Raw genomic sequence first — 20452 nt, forward strand, 5'->3', positions numbered from 1 at the left:
GCTGTCCGTGACCGGCCGCTGTCCGCGGCCGGCGCGGTCGGCCGATCCGGTACGGGTTGCCGGTTCAGGCGGTGGGCGCGGGGTCCCGCTCGTCCAGCAGTGCGTGCAGCCGGTCCCGGCAGCGCAGCAGGAGGCCGGAGATCTCGTCGAACGTCGCTGCGTCGACGACGCTGCCGGTGGACCACAGCGCGCGCACGGCTCGCTGGCTCTGCGCCAGGTAGTTTGCGGCGGCCTCGACCAGCCCCACGAACTCGGCCCGGTGTTCCGGCGGCGCGAAGGGGGCGGCCTCGCGCGCCGCCCGCAGCGGCTCGCCCGCGGCGGTGAAGACCGCGGTCGGGTCGCCGCCGGCCCGGCCGGCGCCGATCCGCGCGAGCAGGTGTTCCAGCTCGGTCGCGGCCAGCGTCAACCGGCCGACCGCCAGGACCGTCCCGTCGGTGAGCCGTCGCATCGACCAACCGTAGCGGACCCGGTTCCTCGGCGGGCGTACGCGGCGGTGGCCCCGCGCGTCCACCCCGCGCCCCACCCACGCGCGTCCACCCCGCGCGGCGCGGGTGCCGGGCGGACCCCGGGCGGCGGGGGACTCCGCCGGACCGCCAGGATGGTGTGCAGCGGTACGACCACGGTGAGGGAGACGCCATGACGCCACGGCCGGCCCTGGCCGAGCAGTTGGACCTGGAACCGCATCCCGAGGGCGGCTGGTACCGCGAGACGTGGCGGTCCGCGCACGGGTTCACGCCCGGGGGGTACGACGGGCCGCGCAGCGCCGCGACCGCCATCTACTTCCTGTTGCATCCCGGCGAGCATTCGCGGTGGCACGTGGTGCGCTCCGACGAGCTGTGGTTCTGGCACTCCGGCGGTCCGCTGGAACTTCGCCTCGGCGGCGCCGGCGAACGGCCCGGGGCGGCCGGGACCGTGCTGCTCGGTGGTGACGTCGCGGCCGGTCAGCGTCCGCAGGCGCTGGTGCCGGGTGGGGTGTGGCAGTCGGCCAGCCCGGCCGGCCCGCTGCCGGTGCTGGTCAGCTGCGTCGTGGCGCCGGGCTTCGACTTCGCCGACTTCAGGCTGGCGTAGGCGCCTGGACCAGCGCGTCCGGCGGGACCCGCGCCACGGAGCCGTCCCGCTCGTACGCGGTGACGCTGGCCAGCGTGCTCGTGGCGATGTTGCGCAGGGCCTCCTCGGTGAAGAACGCCTGATGACCCGTGATCAGCACGTTGGGAAAGGTGACCAGCCGGCTGAACACGTCGTCGCCGAGCATCTGGTCGGACAGATCCTCGAAGAAGATGTCCGCCTCCTCCTCGTACACGTCCAGACCCAGGTGCCCGATCTTGCCGCTCTTCAGCCCGCGGATCACCGCGGCGGTGTCCACCAGCCCACCCCGGCTGGTGTTGATCAACATGGCGCCGTCGCGCATCTGCGCGATCCGCCGCTCGTCGATCAGATGCTGGGTCTGCGGGGTCAGCGGGCAGTGCAGCGTGACGATGTCCGACTCGGCCAGCAGCGTCTCCAGCGGGACGTAGCTGGCTCCGGCGGCGACCGCGTCGTCGCTGGGGTACGGGTCGGTGGCCAGCACCCGGCAGCCGAAGCCGGTCATGATCCGGGTGAAGCGGACGCCGATCCGGCCGGTCCCGATCACCCCGACGGTCCGGCCGTGCAGGTCGAAGCCGAGCAGCCCGTTGAGCGCGAAGTTGTGCTCGCGTACCCGGTTGTAGGCCCGGTGGATCCGGCGGTTGAGCGAGAGGACCAGGCCGGCGCAGTGCTCGGCCACCGCGTACGGCGAATAGCCCGGCACCCGGGTCACGGACAGCCCGAGTTCGCGGGCGGCCGGCAGATCGACGTGGTTGAACCCCGCCGAGCGCAGGGCGATCAGCGCGATCCCGTTGGTGGCGAGCCGCTCCAGTACCGGTGCGCCCAGGTCGTCGTTGACGAACGCGCAGACCGCGCCGCAGCCGCCGGCCAGCGACGCGGTCTGCGGCGAGAGCCGGGGCTCCAGGAAGACCAGATCATGACCGGTCTCCCGGTTGGCCTCGGTGAGGAACCGGCGATCGTACGGTTTCGTGCTGAACACGGCGACGCGCATGATCACACCCTAACCAGTACATGCCGCCCCCACCGACCATTGGCGCGGGTTGATGCGACCGGTCCCGGCCGGCGGCCTGTCGGCCCGAGCCTCAACGGCGCAGCGCCCCGGCGATGGCGGTGGCGATCCGCTCGGCGTCCAGGACGGTCGAGTCGAAGGTGGCGTCGGCGGGGATCGTGGGCAGCAGGGCGCGGAAGCGGCGATGCGCGCGGCGGTGGAACGCGGGCTCGCGGGACAGGCCGCGGGTCGGATCGGCCTGGGCGCGCGGAAGCGTCACCGACACCGGGGCGTCGACGACGAACCACGACGCGGTCACGCCGGCCGGGACGTTGCGGGTCAGCGCCGACCGTTCCTCGACGGTGAAGAACGGTCCGACCGCCACGACGTAGCCGACGCTGGAGCGCAGCCACTGGCCGACGAGCGCGCCGTGCGCCTCGTGGGCGGCGAACCACAGTCCGGCGGCGCCCGCTCCGGGCGGACCCACCATCGCCGCCACCTCGTCCAGGTCGGCGACGACGACGGTGTCACCACCCGCGCTGAGGCGTCGGGTCAGCGCGTCGGCGACGGTGTTCTTGCCGGCCGCGATCGGACCGGTGACGACGACAAGTCGGGGCACGGCATCCCATCCTGCCCAACCGCCGACGGCGTCCGCCGCCCGGTGCGCGTGCCGCCGGAATGGTCGGTGGGGGTGGCTAGCATCGTGGGCATGTCCGAATATCCCCGCTTGTTGCACACCGTGCTCGACACCACGAGACCGCGGGAGCTGGCCGAGTTCTACCGCCGGTTGCTGGGGCTGCACTACCGGCCCGGCGACGAACCCCCGGCCGAGGGTGTCGCGGACGACGCGGACTGGCTCGTGCTGCTCGACCCGACCGGGGCGCGGGCGCTGGCCTTTCAGGAGGTCGACCGGCTGACCCCGACCACCTGGCCCGAGCACGACGTACCGATGCAGCTGCACCTCGACCTGACGGTGCCGAGTGTGGCGGAGCTGCAGCGGCAACGCGAACGGGCGGAGTCGCTGGGCGCGCGTCTGCTGCTCGACCGCACCGAGGATCCCGACGAACCGCTGTACGTGTTCGCGGACCTGGCCGGTCACCCGTTCTGCATCTTCGTCGCGTAGCCCGGCCGGTCCGCCCATCCATGCCACTTCTGAGCTGGCGCGATCCGCTCCTGTGGCGGCCGGGTCGAGTCCTGGTCGCCGGCACCTCCGGCGCCGGAAAGACGAGCCTGGCCGCGGTGATCGGCATGGCCTGGCAACTCCCGCGGGTGGAACTGGACGCCTTGCACCACGGCGAGAACTGGACACCCCGCCCCGCCTTCATGGACGATGTGCGGCTGTTCGCCGCCCAGCCGCGCTGGGTGACCGAGTGGCAGTTCACGGCCAAGCTGGGCGACATCCTGTCCGGCAGAGCCGATCTGGTGGTGTGGCTCGACCACCCCCGGCACCTGGTGATGCGGCAGGTCATCGCGCGCACCGTGGCCCGCAGGTGGCGGCGGGAGATCCTGTGGAACGGCAACGTCGAGCCGCCGCTGCGGACCGTGCTGACCGACCCGGAACATGTGATCCGGTGGGCATGGCGGACGCAGGGCGGCCCGGCCGACCGGGTGGGCCGGCTGCTCCGCCAACGCGACCCGGAGGTCATGGTGGTCCGGCTGCGCGGCCGTCGACAGGTGCGCCGGTGGGTGCTGCGGGAGGCCGTCGCCAGCACCGACCGGGACCTTGGTCCCGACCGTGACGGGCGTTCCGGCCCATCCGCGCGACGCGCCGAAGGGGGATGGTGAAGAGGCAAGAAACGGACTTCGGAGGCAACGATGACCATCCAGCAGGACACCCACCGATCGATCGACCGGCCGCTTGAGCACGCCGAACTCCCCGGCTCGATGCTGACCACCACCGCCGCCCGTGCACTGGCCGTGCTGCGGGTCGCCACCGGGCTCGTCTTCCTGTGGGCCTTCCTCGACAAGACCTTCGGCCTCGGCTACGCCACCCCGGCCGCCCGGGCCTGGGTCAACGGCGGATCGCCGACCAAGGGCTTCCTCTCCTCGGTCGAGGTCGGGCCGTTCCAGTCGATCGCCCACTCCATCGCCGGGACCTGGTGGGCCGACTCGATGTTCATGCTCGGCATGGCCGCCATCGGCCTGGCGCTGATCGCCGGGGTCGGCCTGCGGATCGCCGCGGCCTCCGGCACCCTGATGATGGCGATGATGTGGCTGGCCGAGTTCCCGCTGGCCCGGTTCACCGCCGCCGGCGACCCGAGCGGTTCGACCAACCCGATCGTCGACTACCACCTGGTCTACGCCGTGATCATGGTCGCGCTCGCCGCCGCGTACGCCGGACACACCTGGGGGCTGGGCCGGATCTGGGCACGCCTGCCCTTCGTCCAGCGGCACCGCTGGCTGATCTGACCCACCTACCGCCGCTGTGCCGGACCGTGGCCCACGGTCCGGCACAGCGGCGTCGGTACGAGCCCTCCGGAACCGGACCCACCGAAGCCGGTACCTCGGCTCGGGCCGCGGCCCCGTCCCACCCGGGACGGGGCCGTCGCACCTCACAGCCGGGGGTCGGTGGGTTCGGACTCCAGCGCCAGGATCGCGAAGACCAGCTCGTGCACCCGCCACAGCGGCTCGCCGGCCGCCACCGCGTCCAGCGCGGCCAGTCCCAGCCCGTGCTCGCGGACCGCGAGGCCCCGCTTGCGGTTCAATCCCCGGTCCCGGAGGCGTTCCAGGTGCCGCGGCTGCGTGTAGTCGGGGCCGTAGATGAGGCGCAGGTACTCCCGTCCCCGGCACTTGATCCCGGGCTGGACCAGCCGCCCCCGCACCCGGTGCAGCAGCCCCGGGTAAGGCTTGACGACCATTCCCTCCCCACCGGCGTCGGTCAGCTCCCGCCACCAGTTCGTCGCGTCCCGCTCCGCCGCCGGGTCGGCCAGGTCGACGACCCGCCGGTCGGTGGCCCGCAGCAGGTCGGGGTCAGCGGCGACCAGCCGGTCGCAGACCGCCAGTTGCCAGCCGTGGTCGCGGCCGGCGTGGCTGGCGCCCTCCGAGGCCAGGACCAGGAACGGGGCGAGCTGGATGCCGTCCAGCCCGTCGACGGGCCAGCAGTAGTGCCGGTACGCCCGGGTGAACGCCTCGGCGTCGTGGATGCGGCTGGCCGTGTGGGCGCGCAGGTCGGTGAGGTCCAACCCGCGACCCGCACCCGCGTCGAGCGCCCGCAGCGCCGCGGGCAGCGCGGCCCGGGCCGCGGCGCCGACCGCCGCGTACTGGCTCCTGATGAGCTGGTCAGCCTTTGCCGACCAGGGCAGCAGTTCGCAGTCCAGCAGCAGCCACCCGGTGTCCAGCTCCGCGAACAGCGGCTGCGCCGCGGACCGGACCCGCGCGAGCAGCCGCTCGGTCAGTTCCGGGTCGGCGAAGAACGGCCGGCCGGTACGGGTGTGAACCGCGCCGGACGAGCCGTCGCGTACCCCGAACCGGGCCGCCGCGTGCGCCGCGTCCCGGCAGACAAGCACCACGGCCCGGGACCCCATGTGCTTCTCCTCGCACACCACCCGCTCGACCCCGGCGGCCCGGTAGTCGGCGAACGCCTCGGCCGGGTGTTCGAGATGCCCGTCCAGGGTGGACGTGGAGGGCGGGGACATCGTCGGCGGCAGCCACAGCAGGTAGCGCGGGTCGACCGCGTACCGGCTCATCACCTCCAACGCGGCGGCGGTGTTCTCGGCCTCGACCGTGACCGCGCCGTACGCGGTGCGCAGGTGCCGTCGCCCGGCCACGTCGGCCAGGTCGAGGGTCGCGCCGTCGCGCGCCGGCGCGACCGGGACCAGCGGCTTGACCGGCTCGTAGTAGGTGCGCTGCGCCGGCACCGAGACCAGCGTCCGTTCCGGGTAGCGCAGCGCCGTCAGCCGTCCGCCGAACACGCAGCCGGTGTCCACGCAGATCGTGTTGTTGACCCACTCCGGTGCCGGTGTCGGGACGTGTCCGTAGACGACCGTGGCCGCGCCCCGGTAGTCGTTGGCCCACGGGTAGCGCACCGGCAGGCCGTACTCGTCCGTCTCGCCGGTGGTCTCCCCGTACAGGCAGAAGGCCCGGACCCGTCCGGAGGCGCGGCCGTGGTACTCCTCCTTGAGCCCCGCGTGCGCCACGACGAGCCGACCGCCGTCCAGCCGCAGGTGGCTGACCAGGCCGTCGATCCAGTCCGCCACCGCGGCGACGAAGTCCGGCGGTTCCTCCGCCAGTTGCGCGAGGGTCTCGGCCAGGCCGTACCGGACGTCGACCTTCCGGCCGCGCAGCTTGTGCAGCAGCTTCTGCTCGTGGTTGCCGGGCACGCAGAGCGCCGTCCCGGCGGCGGTCATGCCCATCACCAGGCGCAGCACGCCGGGGGAGGCCGGGCCGCGATCGACCAGGTCGCCGACGAAGACCGCCTGGCGACCCTCCGGGTGGCGCGCGTCGACCGGCCGGCCCGCCTCGTCGCGGACGATCGTCCAGCCGAGCGTCGTGAGCAGCGATTCCAGTTCGGCGCGGCAGCCGTGCACGTCGCCGATGACGTCGAACGGCCCGGTCAGTTCCCGCCGGTCGTTCCAGGCCCGCTCGTAGGTGATCGTCACGTCGTCGGGGTCGGTGACGACGTACACCTTCCGGAAGCCCTCCCGGCCCAGGCCGCGCAGGCAGCGGCGCAGGCTCTGCTGCTGGCGGTGCAGCACCTGCCGGCCGAAGTCCCGGTCCGTCCGGGCCAGGGTGCGTGCCCAGGCCACCGGCTCGGGCGTGTCCAGGACGACGGCGACGGGCAGTACGTCGTGTGCGCGGGCCAGCCGGACGAGGTCGGCGCGGGCGTGCTGCTGCACGTTGGTGGCGTCCACCACCACCCGGCGGCCGGCGCGTAGCCGGATGCCGGCGACGTGGTGCAGCGCGTCGAAGGCGTCCGCCGACGCCGACTGGTCGGCCTCGTCGTCGGCGACCATCGCGCGGAACGCGTCCGAGGAGAGCACCTCGGTGGGCCGGAAGTGCCGACGGGCGAACGTCGACTTGCCGGAACCGGAGATGCCGACCAGCGCGACGAGGGACAGTTCGGGGATGTCGAGGTTCACGGCGTGGTCCTCCGGAAGAACGCGAGCTGGGTGGGGGAGCCGACCTCGGCGTCGAGGTCGCCGACCGGACGCAGGTCGACCTCGTAGCCGTACGCCCCGGCGACCCGGCGCGCCCACCGGGCGAACTGCGGCCGGGTCCACTCGAACCGGTGGTCGTCGTGGCGCAGCCGCGCGTGGCCCAGCCCCGGGTACCGGACGTTGTACTCGACGTTGGGGGTCGTGACGATCACCGCGGTCGGGCCGGCGTGCCCGAACACGGCCCTTCCAGGGCGGGCAGGCGTGCCTCGTCGACGTGCTCGATGACCTCCATCAGGATCGCCGCGTCGTAGCCCCGGAGCCGATCGTCGCGATAGGTCAGCGCGGTCTGGATCAACCTGATCCGGTCGCGCTGGCGTTCCGGAAGCCGGTCGAGCCGCAGCCGCCGCTCGGCGATCCGGAGGCTGACGCTGGACACGTCGGCGCCCACGATCTCGGTGTACTGCCGGTCGGCCAGCAGCTCCGGCAGCAGGCCGCCCGGCCCGCAGCCCAGGTCGAGGACCCGGCGCGCGCCCGATTCGGCGAGCACGGCCAGCACCGCGTCGCGGCGCAGCCGTACCAGCGCCGCACCGCGCCCGGTCTCGCCGGTCGCCGTCCCGCCGCCGCTCGCCTCCGCCGCGCCGCCGGCCGTCGTCGCTGCGGCTCCGTCGTCGGCCGCCGTCTCGTCGGCCGCCGCCTCGTCGTCGGCCGTGTCGTCGGTGGCCGTCCCGGTGGCCGTCCCGTCGGTGGCGGCCGCATCGATCATGGCCGCCGGTTCGTCGCCGGCGGCCTGGAGTCGTTCCAGCGCGGTCATCATCAGCGACCGCCGGTTGGCCAGGTAGCGGCGGGCGATCAGCGCCTTCGCGGGATGCCGTTCGAGCCAGCCGGCGCCGGCCCGCAGCAGCTTGTCCACCTCGTCCGCGGAGACCCAGTAGTGCTTGGCGTCGTCGAGGACGGGCAGCAGCACGTACAGGTGGTTGAGCGCGTCGGCCAGGGTGCGGGTGCCGACCAGCGTCAACTGCACGTACGGGGAGTCGCCCCAGCCGGGAAACTCCGGGTCCAGCGGGACCGGCGTCGCCGTCACGGTCCAGCCCAGCGGCGCGAAGAGTTGCCGGGCGACCTCCGGGCCGCCGCGGCACGGCAGGGCGGCCACCTGGATCTCCAGCGGCAGCGCGGTGCCGACCAGCTCCGGCCGGTCCCGGCTGGTGCCGTTCAGCGCGGACCGGAACACCCTGCCCAGCGCCACCGTGAGCAGGCTCGACGCCGCGTACGGCCGGTCGTTGACGTAGCGCCCGAGCGAGAAGCCGTCGGGCGACCGCTGCCCCTTCGCCGGCCGCGCCAACCCGACCGGGTCGACATCCAGCAGCAGCGCGGCCGTGCACCGCTGCGGGGTCGCCTCCGGATACCAGACGTACGCCGTGCCGCCCGTGGTGGTGAACGACTGCACCCGGTCGGGATGCTTGACCAGCAGGAAGCCCAGGTCGGTGGCGGGCACGCGGGTGGTGGAGATGGTCAGCAACACACGATGATCATCGCAGGCGTCGCCAGCGAATTCCGTCCCGTGCGGTGCCCGCCGGCGGGCCGGTCACCAGGCCCGGGGGACCCAGACGCTGCGTGGGGTGAAGCCGCCGAAGCTGGCCAGGCTGGAGTTGGCCGGCACCTGGTACGGGCCGCCGAGGCAGCCGTCGTTCATGAACATGGCCGCACCGCTGTTGTGCGTGTTGACCGCCGAGTGCGCCCGGTCGCCCCAGCCGTGGTCCACCAGGCTGACGCAGGTGCCGTTCGGGACGAGCGAGGTGACGGTGAACTGATCCCCGGCGAAGTCGGTGCCGGTGTAGAGGCACAGGTAGCCGGAGGGGCAACTGCCGATGGCGCCCGCGGTGGACGCGCGGTCGGCGTGCGCGACGCCGGCCGGGGTGAGCGCGGCGGTCACCGACATGCCCACGGCGAGCAGGGCGGAGCGTAGACGACTGGTCATCAGATCGGTCTCCCAACATATCCAGGGTCGTCTATGGTAGCGGAATCTCGCCCGGGGTGGCCCCGACGGCCGCCGGCTCCTATGGTCTATATATCGACGAAGGAGAATTGATGAACGGTCCGGGCCAGCACCGTCCCCGCCGGTTCCGCCGGCTCACCGCGCTCGCGGCGACACCCGTCGTCCTGTTGGTCGCCACCACGGCCGGCGCCAGCGCCACCGCCCCGGCCGTGGCGACCCCCGCGCCGATCCCGGTCGCCGCGTACGCGTACCCGTATCAGGACCCGGCGCTCGGCGTCCCGCAACGGGTCGCCGACCTGCTCGCCCGGATGAGCCTCGACGACAAGGTCGGGCAGATGACCCAGGCCGAACGCGCCGCCGTCGGCGTCTCGGACGTCACGACGTACCGGATCGGGTCGATCCTGTCCGGCGGCGGCTCCGCGCCGTCGTCGAACACCCCGGCCGGCTGGGCGGACATGTACGACACCTTCCAGCGCGCCGCCCTCGCGGCGCCGCTCGGCGTGCCGATGATCTACGGCCTGGACGCCGTGCACGGCAACAACAACGTGTACGGCTCGACCATCTTTCCGCACAACATCGGCCTGGGCGCCACCCGCGACCCGGACCTGGTGCAGCGGATCGGCCGCGCCACCGCCGAGGAGGTGACCGGCGCCGGTCTGGACTGGACCTTCGCGCCGTGCCTCTGCGTGGCCCGCAACGACCGCTGGGGGCGCACCTACGAGTCGTTCGGCGAGAACCCGGACCTCGTCTCCACGATGACCACCGTGGTCACCGGGCTCCAGGGCCCGACGCTCGACTCGCCCGCCTCCATCCTGGCCACCGCCAAGCACTACGTGGGGGACGGCGGCACCGCCGGCGGCCAGGACCAGGGCGACACGCAGCTCAGCGAGCAGGAACTGCGGGCGATCCACCTGGCGCCGTTCCGGGCCGCCGTGGACCGCGGCGTCGGCTCGGTGATGGTCTCCTACAGCAGTTGGAACGGCGTCCGGATGCACGGCAACCGGTACCTGATCACCGACGTTCTCAAGGGCGAACTGGGCTTCACCGGCTTCGTGGTCTCCGACTGGGCGGCCATCGACCAACTCGACGGCGCGCCGGGATTCACCCAGCAGGAGGTCGCCACCGCGATCAACGCGGGCCTCGACATGATCATGGTGCCGAACGACTACCGGACGTTCATCGGATACCTCAAGGCCGCCGCGCAGTCCGGCGCGGTGCCGATGTCCCGGATCGACGACGCGGTCAGCCGGATCCTCACCAAGAAGTTCGAACTGGGCCTCTTCGAGCACCCGTACGCCGACCGCTCGTACGCCGCCGGCATCGGCGGCCAGGCCCACCGCGACCTCGCCCGACAGGCCGTCCGCGAATCGCAGGTCCTGCTCAAGAACGACGGCGGCATCCTGCCGCTGGACCGTACCGGCGGCAAGATCTTCGTCGCCGGCAAGAGCGCCGACGACATCGGCAACGCCAGCGGCGGCTGGACGATCTCCTGGCAGGGCGCCTCCGGCAACATCGTGCCGGGTACCACGATCCTCGGCGGCATCCGCGCCGCCGCCGGCGGTGGGACGACCGTGACGTACAGCCGGGACGGCTCGGGAATCGACGGGTCCTACCGGGCGGCGATCGCGGTGATCGGCGAGACCCCGTACGCCGAGGGCCAGGGCGACCGTCCCGGCTCGCTGGGCCTGGACAACACCGACCTGGCCATGCTGCAACGGCTGCGCGCCGCCGGCGTACCGGTCGTCACGGTGCTGGTCTCCGGCCGGCCGCTGGACATCGCGGCGCAACTGCCCGACTGGCGGGCGCTGGTCGCCGCCTGGCTGCCCGGCAGCGAGGGCGCGGGCGTGGCCGACGTGCTGTTCGGGGACTACCGGCCCACCGGCAAGCTGCCGGTCACCTGGCCGGCGAGCGCCGGCCAGGAGCCGATCAACGACGGCGACGGCAAGACCGGGCTGTTCCCGTACGGGTACGGGCTGACGTACGACACGGCCTCCCCGTCCCCGACTCCGACTCCGACCGGCCCGGCCTCGCCGACGCCGACGCCGACCCCCACCGCGTCGCCGACCCCCACCGCGTCGCCCACGGCGTCGCCGACCCCACCCCCACCGGTACGCCGCCGGCGGGGCCGAGCTGCGCGGTGACGTACCGGGTGACCAGCCAGTGGACCGGCGGCTTCATCGGCGACGTCGGGATCTCGGTGGGCGGGGGAGGCGTGGACGGCTGGACACTCACCTTCACCCTGCCGGCAGGTCAGCAGATCACCGGCGCCTGGAACGCCACCGTGACCCAGAGCGGCACCCAGGCCACCGCCCGGGACGTCGGCTGGAACGCGCATCTGGGCAGCGCGAGCTGGGGATTCCAGGCGACGACCACCGGGTCGACCGCAGCGCCCGGCGGCTTCGCCCTGAACGGCATCCCCTGCTCGACGGGCTGACCCCGCGGCGCCGGCCGGAGCCAAGCTCGACCTCAGACGGCGTCTTCTGTGATTTACTCGCGGATACGACCGTCAAGGCGCCAGATCTCCGGGGGCAGCAAGCCCATGATGCTCAGCTTCAGTTTTGCCAACCATCGATCTTTTCGCGACGAGCAGCAGCTCAATCTGACCCCGGCCTACCCGAGGACCGACCGTGCGGCCGGGCAGGATGCGGCGGTCCGGGTGGTGGGCATTTTTGGAGCGAACGCATCGGGCAAGTCGAACTGCCTGGACGCACTGGCGTTCATGCGCCGGATGGCGCTGCGCTCGGACCGGGAGGTGGAACCGGGGCTGGGTCTGTCGCGGCACCCCTTCCGGCTGTCCGAGGACACCCTGGAGACACCCTCGCGCTACGTGGTCGACCTGCTGCTCGGCGGGGTCCGGCACACCTACGGCTTCGCCCTCGATGACGACCGGATCCTCGAAGAGTGGCTGTACCAGTACCCCCACAACCGTCGGCGGACCGTGTTCGACCGGGACGAGGACAGGTTCACCTGGGGGGAAGGCTCGGGTCGGCGGGGTGAACTCGAACGCATCGCCGACATCACCGCCCCGGCCGCACTCTTCCTGAGCACCGTCGCGCGATTCGAAGCGCACCAGAAGTCGTCCGATCCGGACGAGCCGCAGCCGCTGCATGACACGTACCGGTGGTTTCTGGGGGTACGACAGAAGATCCGACCGGGCATGGGCTGGCAGCTGCGACCCGACCTGGACTGGGTGACGGACCCCGACGCACGTCGGGTGATCGTCGAACTGCTCCGCTCGGCGGACGTGGGGATCGTCGACATATCGGTGACGAAGGACGACCCCGCGCCGGCCCTCTTCGACGGGTCGACGGTTGACGACCTCGCGACGGCCGGCGGCATGCGGCGCAGTCCCCGGAGTCGCAGCACGCGCGATTCGTTGAACCGGCGGGCGACCGACAATCTGCGGCTCCAGCTTGCCCATCGTGGTTCTGCGGGCGACGTGGTGTTCGAACTGCACGACGAGTCGACCGGGACTCAACAGCTCCTTGCGTTGGGAATGGACGCGGCGGCGGTGCTGCGAGGTGGTGGGGTGATGGCGGTGGACGAGATCGACGCGAGCCTGCATCCCATGCTGACCGCGAAGCTGATTGGACTGTTCCGGGCTCCGACGACGAACCCACTGCACAGTCAGCTCATCTTCACCAGCCACGACGCGGCGTTGCTCGGCACGTTCGACACCGAGGAGGTACTCGGGCGGGACGAGATCTGGTTCACGCAGAAGGACCTCGACGGTGCGTCGTCGTTGTATCCGTTGACCGATTTCAAGCCCCGCAAGGAGGGTGAGAACCGGCAACGGCGGTATCTCAACGGCAACTACGGAGGTGTCCCGGACCTGTCCGGGCAGCTGTTCGAACGGGCCCTGACGACGGGTGGGGCGGCGGATGGCCAGCCGACGGAGGGCTGAGGACCAGCGGGGTTTCCAGGTGCCGGCGCCGAGAGAGCGTGGCCGGGTCGGGGCGCGTCGGGTGACCGATCTGCGGCGCCGGCCGGCCGTGCGGGAGCAGCGGCGTACCGTCCTGATCGTCACGAACGGCGAATCGACGGAACGGGCCTACTTCACCGGCCTCAAGCACGATCGCGCCACCCACCGTGTCATGGTGGCTGTCGAGCGCGGATCGCCGTTGGAGGTCGTGCGGGGGGCGGCCCGTCGGCGGGACACCGACGACGTGGACGAGGCGTGGGCCGTCTGCGATGTCGACCAGTACCGGACCCGGGAGGCCGACGCGGAGGCATCGGCAACCCAGGTCCGACTCGTCTGGTCGAACCCCTGTTTCGAGATCTGGCTGTTGCTGCATCACGCGGACTGTTCCGGATTCGTGCCGAACGCCGCCAAGGCGTCGGCGAAACTGGCCCGACACGTCCGGAGGTGGGACAAGACCGCATTGGACTTCGACGAGTTCCGGGACAGCGTCGACGACGCGGTGCGGCGGGCGAAGCTGTTGGGCGAGCCACCGGTGGCCAATCCGTCGACCGCGGTGTGGCAGGTGGTGGAGGCCCTGGGCTGAGCGGTCCGGCCGCCGTCCGATCCCTGCTTGCGTATCGAACGATGGACATGGATACTTTTGGCGATCTTTCGAGCCGGATTCCGGGGCCTGGGCAGCCTCGTCGGATAGTCGCCTGTGCGTCAACGCTCCGAAGGATTCCGGCATGAAAAGAATAGCCACGGCCCTGGCCGCCGCGCTGTCCCTGCCCCTGGGCTGTCTGTCCGTCGCCAACCCGGTGTCGGCCGCGGACGCCGATCCGGTCACCGTGACGGTGAACGCCCGCGCCGGCCTGGCGACCGTGCCCGGCACGGCGCTCGGCGTCAACCACGCGATCTGGGACTCGAACCTCGGCACCACCGGTACGTCGGACCTGCTGCGCGCGGCCGGCGTCCGGATGCTGCGCTACCCCGGCGGATCGTACGCGGACATCTACCACTGGGAGACCCACACCGCACCCGGCGGCTACGTGGCGCCCGACACCGACTTCGACACCTTCATGGCCGCGGCCCAGCGGGTCGGCGCGGAACCGATGATCATCGCGAACTACGGCACCGGCACGCCGGCCGAAGCCGCCGGCTGGGTGCGCTACGCCAACGTCACCAAGGGGTACGGCGCGAAGTACTGGACGATCGGCAACGAGAACTACGGCAACGGCCTGTACGGATCGGCCTGGGAGGCCGACGACCACGCCGACAAGAGCGCCACCGGGTACGCGAACCTGGTCGTCGAGTACGCCGACGCGATGAAGGCGGTCGACCCGGGCATCAAGGTCGGCGCGGTGCTGACGATGCCGGCGAACTGGCCGGACGGGCTCAAGGCCGACGCCGACCCGGGGCCGTGGAACCAGACCGTGCTCTCCATCGCCGGGCCGAAGATCGACTTCGTGGACGTGCACTGGTACCCCGGCGGCGGCGCCGCCGAGTCGCTGGCCCGGACCAGCCACATCGACGACGCGATGTGGCTGCTCCGGCAGCAGATCACCCGGTACGCCGGCGCGAACCCCGAGCGGATCGGCATCAGCTTCACCGAGATGAACGTCGGGACCGGCCAGAACACCCAGCCGGGGGCGTTGTTCCTGGCCGACGCGTACAGCGGGCTGCTGGAACGCGGGGTGTTCACGGTGCAGTGGTGGAACGTGCACAACGGGATCGGCACCGTCTCCACGGTGGCCGGCCAGACCGACTACGGCGACTTCGGCATGCTGTCCAGCGGTGGCTGCACCGCCGACGGGTCGGTCTGCGAGCCGCCGCTGAACACCCCGTTCGCGCCGTACCACGGGCTGTCCATGATGAACACCTTCGCCAAGGCCGGTGACCAGTTCATCCGCGCCGGCACCGATCAGCCGCTGGTCGCCGCGCACGCCGTGCGGCGCGGCAACGGCGACGTCGCGGTGCTGCTGCTGAACAAGGACCCGGACAACGCGTACCCGGTGTCGATCGACTACGCCGGCTTCACCCCGGCGGCCGGGGCGCCGACGGTCCACACGTACGCCAACGGCGCCACCTCGATCGCGCAGAGCAGCACCGGCGACGCCACCAGCCAGGTCCTGCCGCCGTACTCGCTGACCACGCTGGTGCTGCACCCGGCCGACCCGGGCGCGGCCCGCCCGGCGGCGCCGGGCCAGCCGCGGGCCGTGGGCGTCACCGACCGGACCGCGACGATCGAGTGGCCGCTGCCGCCGCCCTCCGGCGGCACCGCGCCGAAGATCGAGGTGTACCGGCAGAACGGGGCGGTCAGCGAGCAGGTGGGGGAGACGACGGGGACCTCGTTCACGGTCCACAACCTCAACCCGGGCACCCGGTACACGGTCAACCTGCTGGCCAGGGACGCCGCCGGCCGGGTGTCCTGGTCCTCGCCGCCGGTCACCTTCACCACCGGCAGCCCGGCGGAGAGCACCTGCACGGTGCGGTTCGCCGACACCAACGACTGGGGCAACGGCTACATCGGCGCCATCGACATCGTCAACAACGGGACGAAGCCGATCGACGGCTGGACCCTGACGTTCGACTGGCCGACCGGCTGGCAGCGGGTGAGCAGCGGCTGGTCCGGCACCTTCGAGCAGGTCGGCACCGCCGTGAAGGTCACCAGCACGGTGGACAACGGGCGGCTGGCCGCCAACGGCGGCAGCACCAGCGCCGGCTTCGTCGGCGAGTACAGCGGGCCGAACGTGCTGCCCACCGTGTTCCGGCTGAACGGCACGGTCTGCACGACCGGTTAGTACGGCGACGGCGGGTCGTGGCTGATCACGCGGGGGACACCTCGGAGGCCACGGCCCGCCAAACTCCCCACACCGCTCCAGCGGCCATCCACCGTCAGGTGGGCGACACGGGTTGGCCGGGAGGAGCATCATGCTGTCACCGGCCGGTGCGCCGGGATGGCTTGAGGGGAGAGCCGACATGGGAACAGTGAGACGCGTGGCCACCCTGGACGATGTGGCCCAACTCGCCGGGGTGTCCCGATCCACGGCCTCCCGGGTGATCGCCGGCGGCAGCGCCTCGCCGGTGGCCCGGGACCAGGTGGTCGCGGCCGTCAACCAACTGGGGTACGTGCCCAACCAGGCGGCCCGGGCGTTGGCCCGGCGCGCCGGGGTGCGCCTGGTGGTGGCGATGGTCGGCCCGGGGCCGGAGGTCCTCGACGATCCGTACCTGGATCAGGCGGTGGCCGCGGTGGCCCGGGTCTGCGCGGCGCAGCAGATCGGGGTGGCCCTCGAATGGCTGCCGCTGCACCCCAGCCCGGTGCTCGACCGGCTCGCCGAGGACCCCGGACTCGGCGGGCTCATCCTGCTCAACCCGACCGCTCCGCTGCTGGACCGGCTGGCCGCCGCGGTGCCCGGCCGGGCCGTGTCGATCGGGATCGGCGCGCCCCGGCTGCCGTCCTTCGTGGTGGACAACGCGGCCGGGACCGCCGCCCTGGTCCGGCATCTGTACGCCTCCGGCCGGCGCCGGATCGCGATGGTGACCGGTCCGGCCTGGCTGCCCTGCGCCGCGCGCCCGGTGCGGGCGTACGCGGGGCTGATGCGCGAGTCCGGCCTGCCGGTGCGGCTGATCGTCGGGGACTTCAGCGCGAAGCGCGGCCGTTCGGCCGCCCGCGAGGTGCTGCGCCGCTGGCCGGACACCGACGCCGTGGTGGGGGCCAGCGACGCCACCGCGCTCGGGGTGATCGACGGGCTGCGTGGACTGGGCGTCCGGGTGCCGGACGACATCGGGGTGACCGGGTTCGACGACGTCCCGTTCGCCGCGCTGTCCGCACCGGCGCTCACCACGGCCGACCATCCGGTGTCGGAGATCGCCACGGCGGCGGCGTACGCGGCGCTGGGCCAGCGGCCGGCGCCGCCGGAGGTGATCTTCCCGTCCCACCTCGTCCTGCGCTCAAGCGCCTGAGCCGCCCGTCGCCCCGCCGCGCGGCGGTCCGGTTGCGGATTGACCGGGATACATGGATACTTTTTGGGATCTCACGAGCCGGACGTTGAGGCCAGGGCAGCCTCGCGGGAGAGCAATCCTGCGCAACGTCGTTCCGAGGGCCGCCGCGACGACCGGTGGTCGGCCCCGGAGGCGTCTCCACAGAAGGCAAGGAGATCTCCATGAAACGCATCACCGCCATCGCGGCGGCCGGCGTTCTGCTGACCGGTGCCGGGGTGGCCCTGTCACCCCAGGCATTCGCCGCGGCCGGGTGTCAGGTGAGCTACACCGTCACCAGCCAGTGGCAGGGCGGGTTCCAGGGCGACGTGAAGATCACGAACCTGGGCGACCCGATCAGCACCTGGTCGCTGGGCTTCGACTTCGCGTCCACCAGCCAGCAGGTCACCCAGGGCTGGAACGCCACATGGAGCCAGTCCGGGCAGCACGTGACGGCGACCAGTCTCAGTTGGAACGGCAGCCTGGGCACGAGCGCGTCGACGTCGATCGGCTTCCTCGGGTCCTGGTCGGGCAGCAACCCGGTGGCCGGCAACTTCACCCTGAACGGCACGGCGTGCAACGGCGGCACCGCGCCGCCCACCACCACACCGCCGACGACGGCACCCCGACGACGGCGCCGCCGACCACCGCGCCGCCGACCACCGCACCCCCGACCACCGCACCCCCGACCACCGCGCCGCCGACGACCGAACCGCCGACCGGGGCGGCGCCCGCGCTGCACGTCTCGGGCAACAAGCTGCTGACCGCGAGCGGGGCCACCTACCGGCTGCTGGGCGTGAACCGGTCCGGCGGTGAGTTCACCTGCATCCAGGGCTACGGCATGTGGAACGGTCCGATGGACCAGGCGTCCATCACCGCCATGCGGTCCTGGAAGGTGCGGGCCGTACGGGTGCCGTTGAACGAGGAGTGCTGGCTCGGCACCGCCGACGTGCCCAGCGGCGGCACGTCCGGGGCGGCGTACCAGACCGAGGTCAAGAACTACGTCAACCTGCTCATCCAGAACGGCATCACGCCGATCCTGGAGATGCACTGGAACTACGGCCAGTACAGCGGGCAGGGGGCCGGCTGCTCCGACGTCAAGGCGACCTGCCAGAAGCCGATGCCGGACGCCCAGTACGCCCCGCAGTTCTGGACCGGGGTGGCCAACGCGTTCAAGGGCAACAACGCGGTCATCTTCGACCTGTTCAACGAGCCGTACCCGGACGCCGCCGCGAACTGGGACACCACCGCGGGCTGGACCTGCTTCCGGGACGGCGGCACCTGCACCGGCATCAGCTACCAGGTGGCCGGCTTCCAGACGCTGCTGGACGCGGTACGCGCCACCGGGGCCACCAACGTGGTGATGGTGGGCGGTCTGGCCTGGTCCAACAACATCGCCCAGTGGCTGCAGTACCGGCCCACCGACCCGCAGAACAACCTGATGGCGTTCGCGCACGTGTACAACTTCAACGCGTGCATCGACACCGCCTGCTGGGACCGGGAGTGGGCGCCGGTCGCCGCACAGGTGCCGCTGGCGATCAGCGAGATCGGCGAGAACGACTGCGCGCACGGCTTCATCGATCAGGTGATGGCCTGGGCGGACACGCACGGCGTCGGCTACCTGGGCTGGACCTGGAACAACTGGGACTGCTCCAGCGGCCCGTCGTTGATCACCGACTACGACGGCACCCCGACCGCCTTCGGGCAGGGCTTCAAGAACCACCTGGCGACGGTCTCCAACTGACCGTCGGGCACCGGGCGGCCCCGCGCGGGCCGCCCGGTGCCACCGCCGGCCGCCGGACCCGTACGCCGCCGGACCCGTACGCCGCCGGCCGCCGGACCCGGCACCGGTACGCCGCTACTCGTCGACCAGTCGCGGGACGACGGTCCGGAACTCGACCGGGGCGCCCGGCGTGCCGCCCGGCCGGCCGATGTACTCGGGCACGCCCACGCAGGTGAACAGCAGCGCCACCGCGTCGGGCCGGCCCACCAGCGCCGGCACCTCGGAGTCCAGGAACGTCATGCCGGTGGCCGCGGCGCCGAGCGCGTACGCGGCCAGGTGCAGCCGTCCCTCGACCAGCCCGGCCGCCAGTTGGGCCGTGCGGTAGCCCCGGTCGTCCAGCCCGGCCCGCGGGACCGCGGAGATCACCACGTACGCGGCCTCGGCGGCCAGCGACTGGCCCAGGCAGATCCGTTCCAGCTCGCCGCGCAGGTCACCGGTGCGCAGCGGGTGCGACAGATCGGGCCAGCGGTAGACGCCGGGCGGTACGCCGTCGACGCCGTGCACGGCGACCCAGTGCGGTACGTCGATCCCGCGCAGCGCCGCGTGCAGCGACCACTCCAGGGTGCTCCGCGGCAGCGTGCCGGTGCGGTCCATCCGGCGCTGCGAGCCGCGGCGGCGGATCACCTGATCGAGCGTCTCGGACGGCGGGGCGGACGGCAACGGATCGCCCGCCGACCAGGGCGTACCCGGGGCGTCCCGGTCGCCGGCCCGCTGGGCGGTGGTGCACAGCGGGAACTCCACGGCCGGCAGCTCGCCGCCGGCCGCCGGCCCGGCCGGCCCGATCGCCGGCTCACCGTCGCCGAGCGACAGCAGCGCGAGCGGGTACTCGTGGGTCCCGTCGGCGCCGACCAGCCGGGTCACGGCGGCGTCCGGGAACACCGACCGCAGCCGGGGGACAGCCCGGCGCTCGCGGCCGCCGCGCTCAGCTGGGACAGCAGCGTGCCCGCGTCCCAGTACAGGTGCCGCCAGCCGCGTTCGGCGTACCGCCATCCCGTGCGCCACGGCACCCCGGTCACCACCAGCGTGCTGGTGCTGCCCAGCGCGGCGGGACCGACCCGGACCAGCGCGTGCCGGGCGCCGTCGTACCAGTGCACGCCGTCCGGCACCCCGACGATCCCGCGGGTGCTGGCGTACACCTCAAGCGGGAACCGCGCGCCGGCGGACCCGGCGGCGCGGAACAGCATCCGCCGCCCGTTGCGTAGCGAGGTGCGGACCACCCCGGCGCCGAGGAAGAGGATCCGGCCGAGCTGCGCGGCATCCAGCGGCCGGGTCGGCGCGGCGTCGCCGGCCAGGACGGCGGTGGCCGGCAGACCCGGGTCGGGCAGTTCGCGCGGCAGGTCCAGGACGGGCAGCCCGTCCGGGTACGCCTTCATGGCCGGCGGCACGGTGTCCGGATCATTGGGTGTGAGGTCCTGCCGGACCCGCGGGTCGGGGGTGGGTGCGTCCCAGTCCCGGTCCGGCGCGTACGAGGTGAGCCGGTGCAGCAGCCCCGCGCCGGCCTCCGGGTCCAGACCGGGCGTCGCCGGTCGGTCGACGTGCTCCATCCGCGCCACCTCTTTGTCGGGTCCCCGCACTCTGCCACGACCGGTCGCCGCGATCAGGCGATTATTTCGGGGGCAAAAAGGCGCAA

At 72.6% G+C, this 20452-nt stretch carries 19 protein-coding genes and 1 pseudogene; 12 read left to right on the forward strand and 8 right to left on the reverse strand.

Annotated elements, in window-relative coordinates:
• Positions 1–64: 64 nt before the first annotated feature.
• Entirely contained in the window at positions 65–448 is a 384-nt protein-coding gene (locus CIK06_RS09270) for a hypothetical protein (protein ID WP_095564491.1), read from the reverse strand.
• Between the two features lie 188 nt (positions 449–636).
• Between CIK06_RS09270 and CIK06_RS09275 the strand changes: the two genes are divergently transcribed.
• Positions 637–1068, forward strand: coding sequence for a cupin domain-containing protein (locus CIK06_RS09275; protein ID WP_095567683.1), 432 nt, complete (start codon positions 637–639; stop codon positions 1066–1068).
• On the opposite strand, the gene CIK06_RS09280 is transcribed toward CIK06_RS09275, so the two are convergent.
• Complete coding sequence (locus CIK06_RS09280) at positions 1055–2074, reverse strand: 2-hydroxyacid dehydrogenase (RefSeq protein WP_095567684.1); 1020 nt, start codon at positions 2072–2074, stop codon at positions 1055–1057. The genes CIK06_RS09275 and CIK06_RS09280 overlap by 14 nt on opposite strands.
• A 91-nt stretch (positions 2075–2165) precedes the next feature.
• Complete coding sequence (locus tag CIK06_RS09285; protein ID WP_095564492.1) at positions 2166–2690, reverse strand: AAA family ATPase; 525 nt, start codon at positions 2688–2690, stop codon at positions 2166–2168.
• 90 nt (positions 2691–2780) lie between these two features.
• On the opposite strand from CIK06_RS09285, the gene CIK06_RS09290 reads away from it, so the two are divergent.
• From CIK06_RS09290 to CIK06_RS09300, 3 genes are read left to right on the forward strand one after another with little or no spacing between them, the layout of a single operon-like run.
• Positions 2781–3194: a VOC family protein gene (locus CIK06_RS09290; RefSeq protein ID WP_095564493.1), complete on the forward strand. Its 414-nt coding sequence runs from the start codon at positions 2781–2783 to the stop codon at positions 3192–3194.
• A 20-nt stretch (positions 3195–3214) separates the two neighbouring features.
• Positions 3215–3856 (forward strand): hypothetical protein, encoded by a 642-nt coding sequence (locus CIK06_RS29880; RefSeq protein WP_198348413.1) that lies wholly within the window; start codon positions 3215–3217, stop codon positions 3854–3856.
• 30 nt (positions 3857–3886) lie between these two features.
• A complete protein-coding gene (locus tag CIK06_RS09300; protein WP_095564494.1) occupies positions 3887–4480 on the forward strand; it encodes a DoxX family membrane protein in 594 nt (197 codons plus the stop codon).
• 143 nt (positions 4481–4623) lie between these two features.
• Here the strand turns inward: CIK06_RS09300 and CIK06_RS09305 are convergent, their stop codons facing one another.
• The 3 genes and pseudogenes from CIK06_RS09305 to CIK06_RS09315 all read right to left on the reverse strand — a co-directional run bounded on the left by CIK06_RS09305 (position 4624) and on the right by CIK06_RS09315 (position 9142).
• Positions 4624–7149, reverse strand: a complete 2526-nt coding sequence (locus tag CIK06_RS09305) for a polynucleotide kinase-phosphatase (RefSeq protein WP_095564495.1) — start codon at positions 7147–7149, stop codon at positions 4624–4626.
• Positions 7146–8686: pseudogene (locus tag CIK06_RS09310) on the reverse strand (3' terminal RNA ribose 2'-O-methyltransferase Hen1). The gene CIK06_RS09305 and the pseudogene CIK06_RS09310 overlap by 4 nt, the downstream one beginning before the upstream one ends.
• A 63-nt stretch (positions 8687–8749) precedes the next feature.
• Positions 8750–9142 (reverse strand): peptidase inhibitor family I36 protein, encoded by a 393-nt coding sequence (locus tag CIK06_RS09315; RefSeq protein ID WP_095564496.1) that lies wholly within the window; start codon positions 9140–9142, stop codon positions 8750–8752.
• 110 nt (positions 9143–9252) lie between these two features.
• On the opposite strand from CIK06_RS09315, the gene CIK06_RS09320 reads away from it, so the two are divergent.
• The 8 genes from CIK06_RS09320 (at position 9253) to CIK06_RS30780 (ending at position 18783) form a co-directional block, all read left to right on the forward strand.
• Positions 9253–11301, forward strand: coding sequence for a glycoside hydrolase family 3 protein (locus CIK06_RS09320; RefSeq protein ID WP_232534101.1), 2049 nt, complete (start codon positions 9253–9255; stop codon positions 11299–11301).
• On the forward strand, positions 11298–11594 hold the full coding sequence (locus CIK06_RS09325; RefSeq protein ID WP_095564497.1) for a cellulose binding domain-containing protein: 297 nt from the start codon (positions 11298–11300) through the stop codon (positions 11592–11594). Before CIK06_RS09320 ends, CIK06_RS09325 begins: the two co-directional genes overlap by 4 nt.
• A 105-nt stretch (positions 11595–11699) precedes the next feature.
• Positions 11700–13064 (forward strand): ATP/GTP-binding protein, encoded by a 1365-nt coding sequence (locus CIK06_RS09330; protein ID WP_095564498.1) that lies wholly within the window; start codon positions 11700–11702, stop codon positions 13062–13064.
• Positions 13065–13125: 61 nt separating this feature from the next.
• Positions 13126–13665, forward strand: a complete 540-nt coding sequence (locus CIK06_RS09335; protein WP_157756678.1) for an RloB family protein — start codon at positions 13126–13128, stop codon at positions 13663–13665.
• 142 nt (positions 13666–13807) lie between these two features.
• Positions 13808–15862 (forward strand): cellulose binding domain-containing protein, encoded by a 2055-nt coding sequence (locus CIK06_RS09340; protein WP_095564500.1) that lies wholly within the window; start codon positions 13808–13810, stop codon positions 15860–15862.
• Between the two features lie 178 nt (positions 15863–16040).
• Positions 16041–17024 carry a LacI family DNA-binding transcriptional regulator gene (locus CIK06_RS09345; protein WP_095564501.1) on the forward strand — a complete coding sequence of 328 codons (984 nt, stop codon included), beginning with the start codon at positions 16041–16043 and terminating at the stop codon, positions 17022–17024.
• Between the two features lie 200 nt (positions 17025–17224).
• On the forward strand, positions 17225–17803 hold the full coding sequence (locus CIK06_RS30775; RefSeq protein ID WP_232534102.1) for a cellulose-binding domain-containing protein: 579 nt from the start codon (positions 17225–17227) through the stop codon (positions 17801–17803).
• Positions 17800–18783, forward strand: coding sequence for a glycoside hydrolase family 5 protein (locus CIK06_RS30780; RefSeq protein ID WP_232534278.1), 984 nt, complete (start codon positions 17800–17802; stop codon positions 18781–18783). Before CIK06_RS30775 ends, CIK06_RS30780 begins: the two co-directional genes overlap by 4 nt.
• 114 nt (positions 18784–18897) lie before the next feature.
• On the opposite strand, the gene CIK06_RS29885 is transcribed toward CIK06_RS30780, so the two are convergent.
• Entirely contained in the window at positions 18898–19701 is an 804-nt protein-coding gene (locus tag CIK06_RS29885; protein WP_198348161.1) for a hypothetical protein, read from the reverse strand.
• Complete coding sequence (locus CIK06_RS29890; RefSeq protein ID WP_198348162.1) at positions 19680–20366, reverse strand: hypothetical protein; 687 nt, start codon at positions 20364–20366, stop codon at positions 19680–19682. The genes CIK06_RS29885 and CIK06_RS29890 overlap by 22 nt, the downstream gene beginning before the upstream one ends.
• Between the last annotated feature and the right edge of the window lie 86 nt (positions 20367–20452).

The organism is Plantactinospora sp. KBS50 (assembly GCF_002285795.1).
Taxonomy (GTDB): Bacteria; Actinomycetota; Actinomycetes; order Mycobacteriales; family Micromonosporaceae; genus KBS50.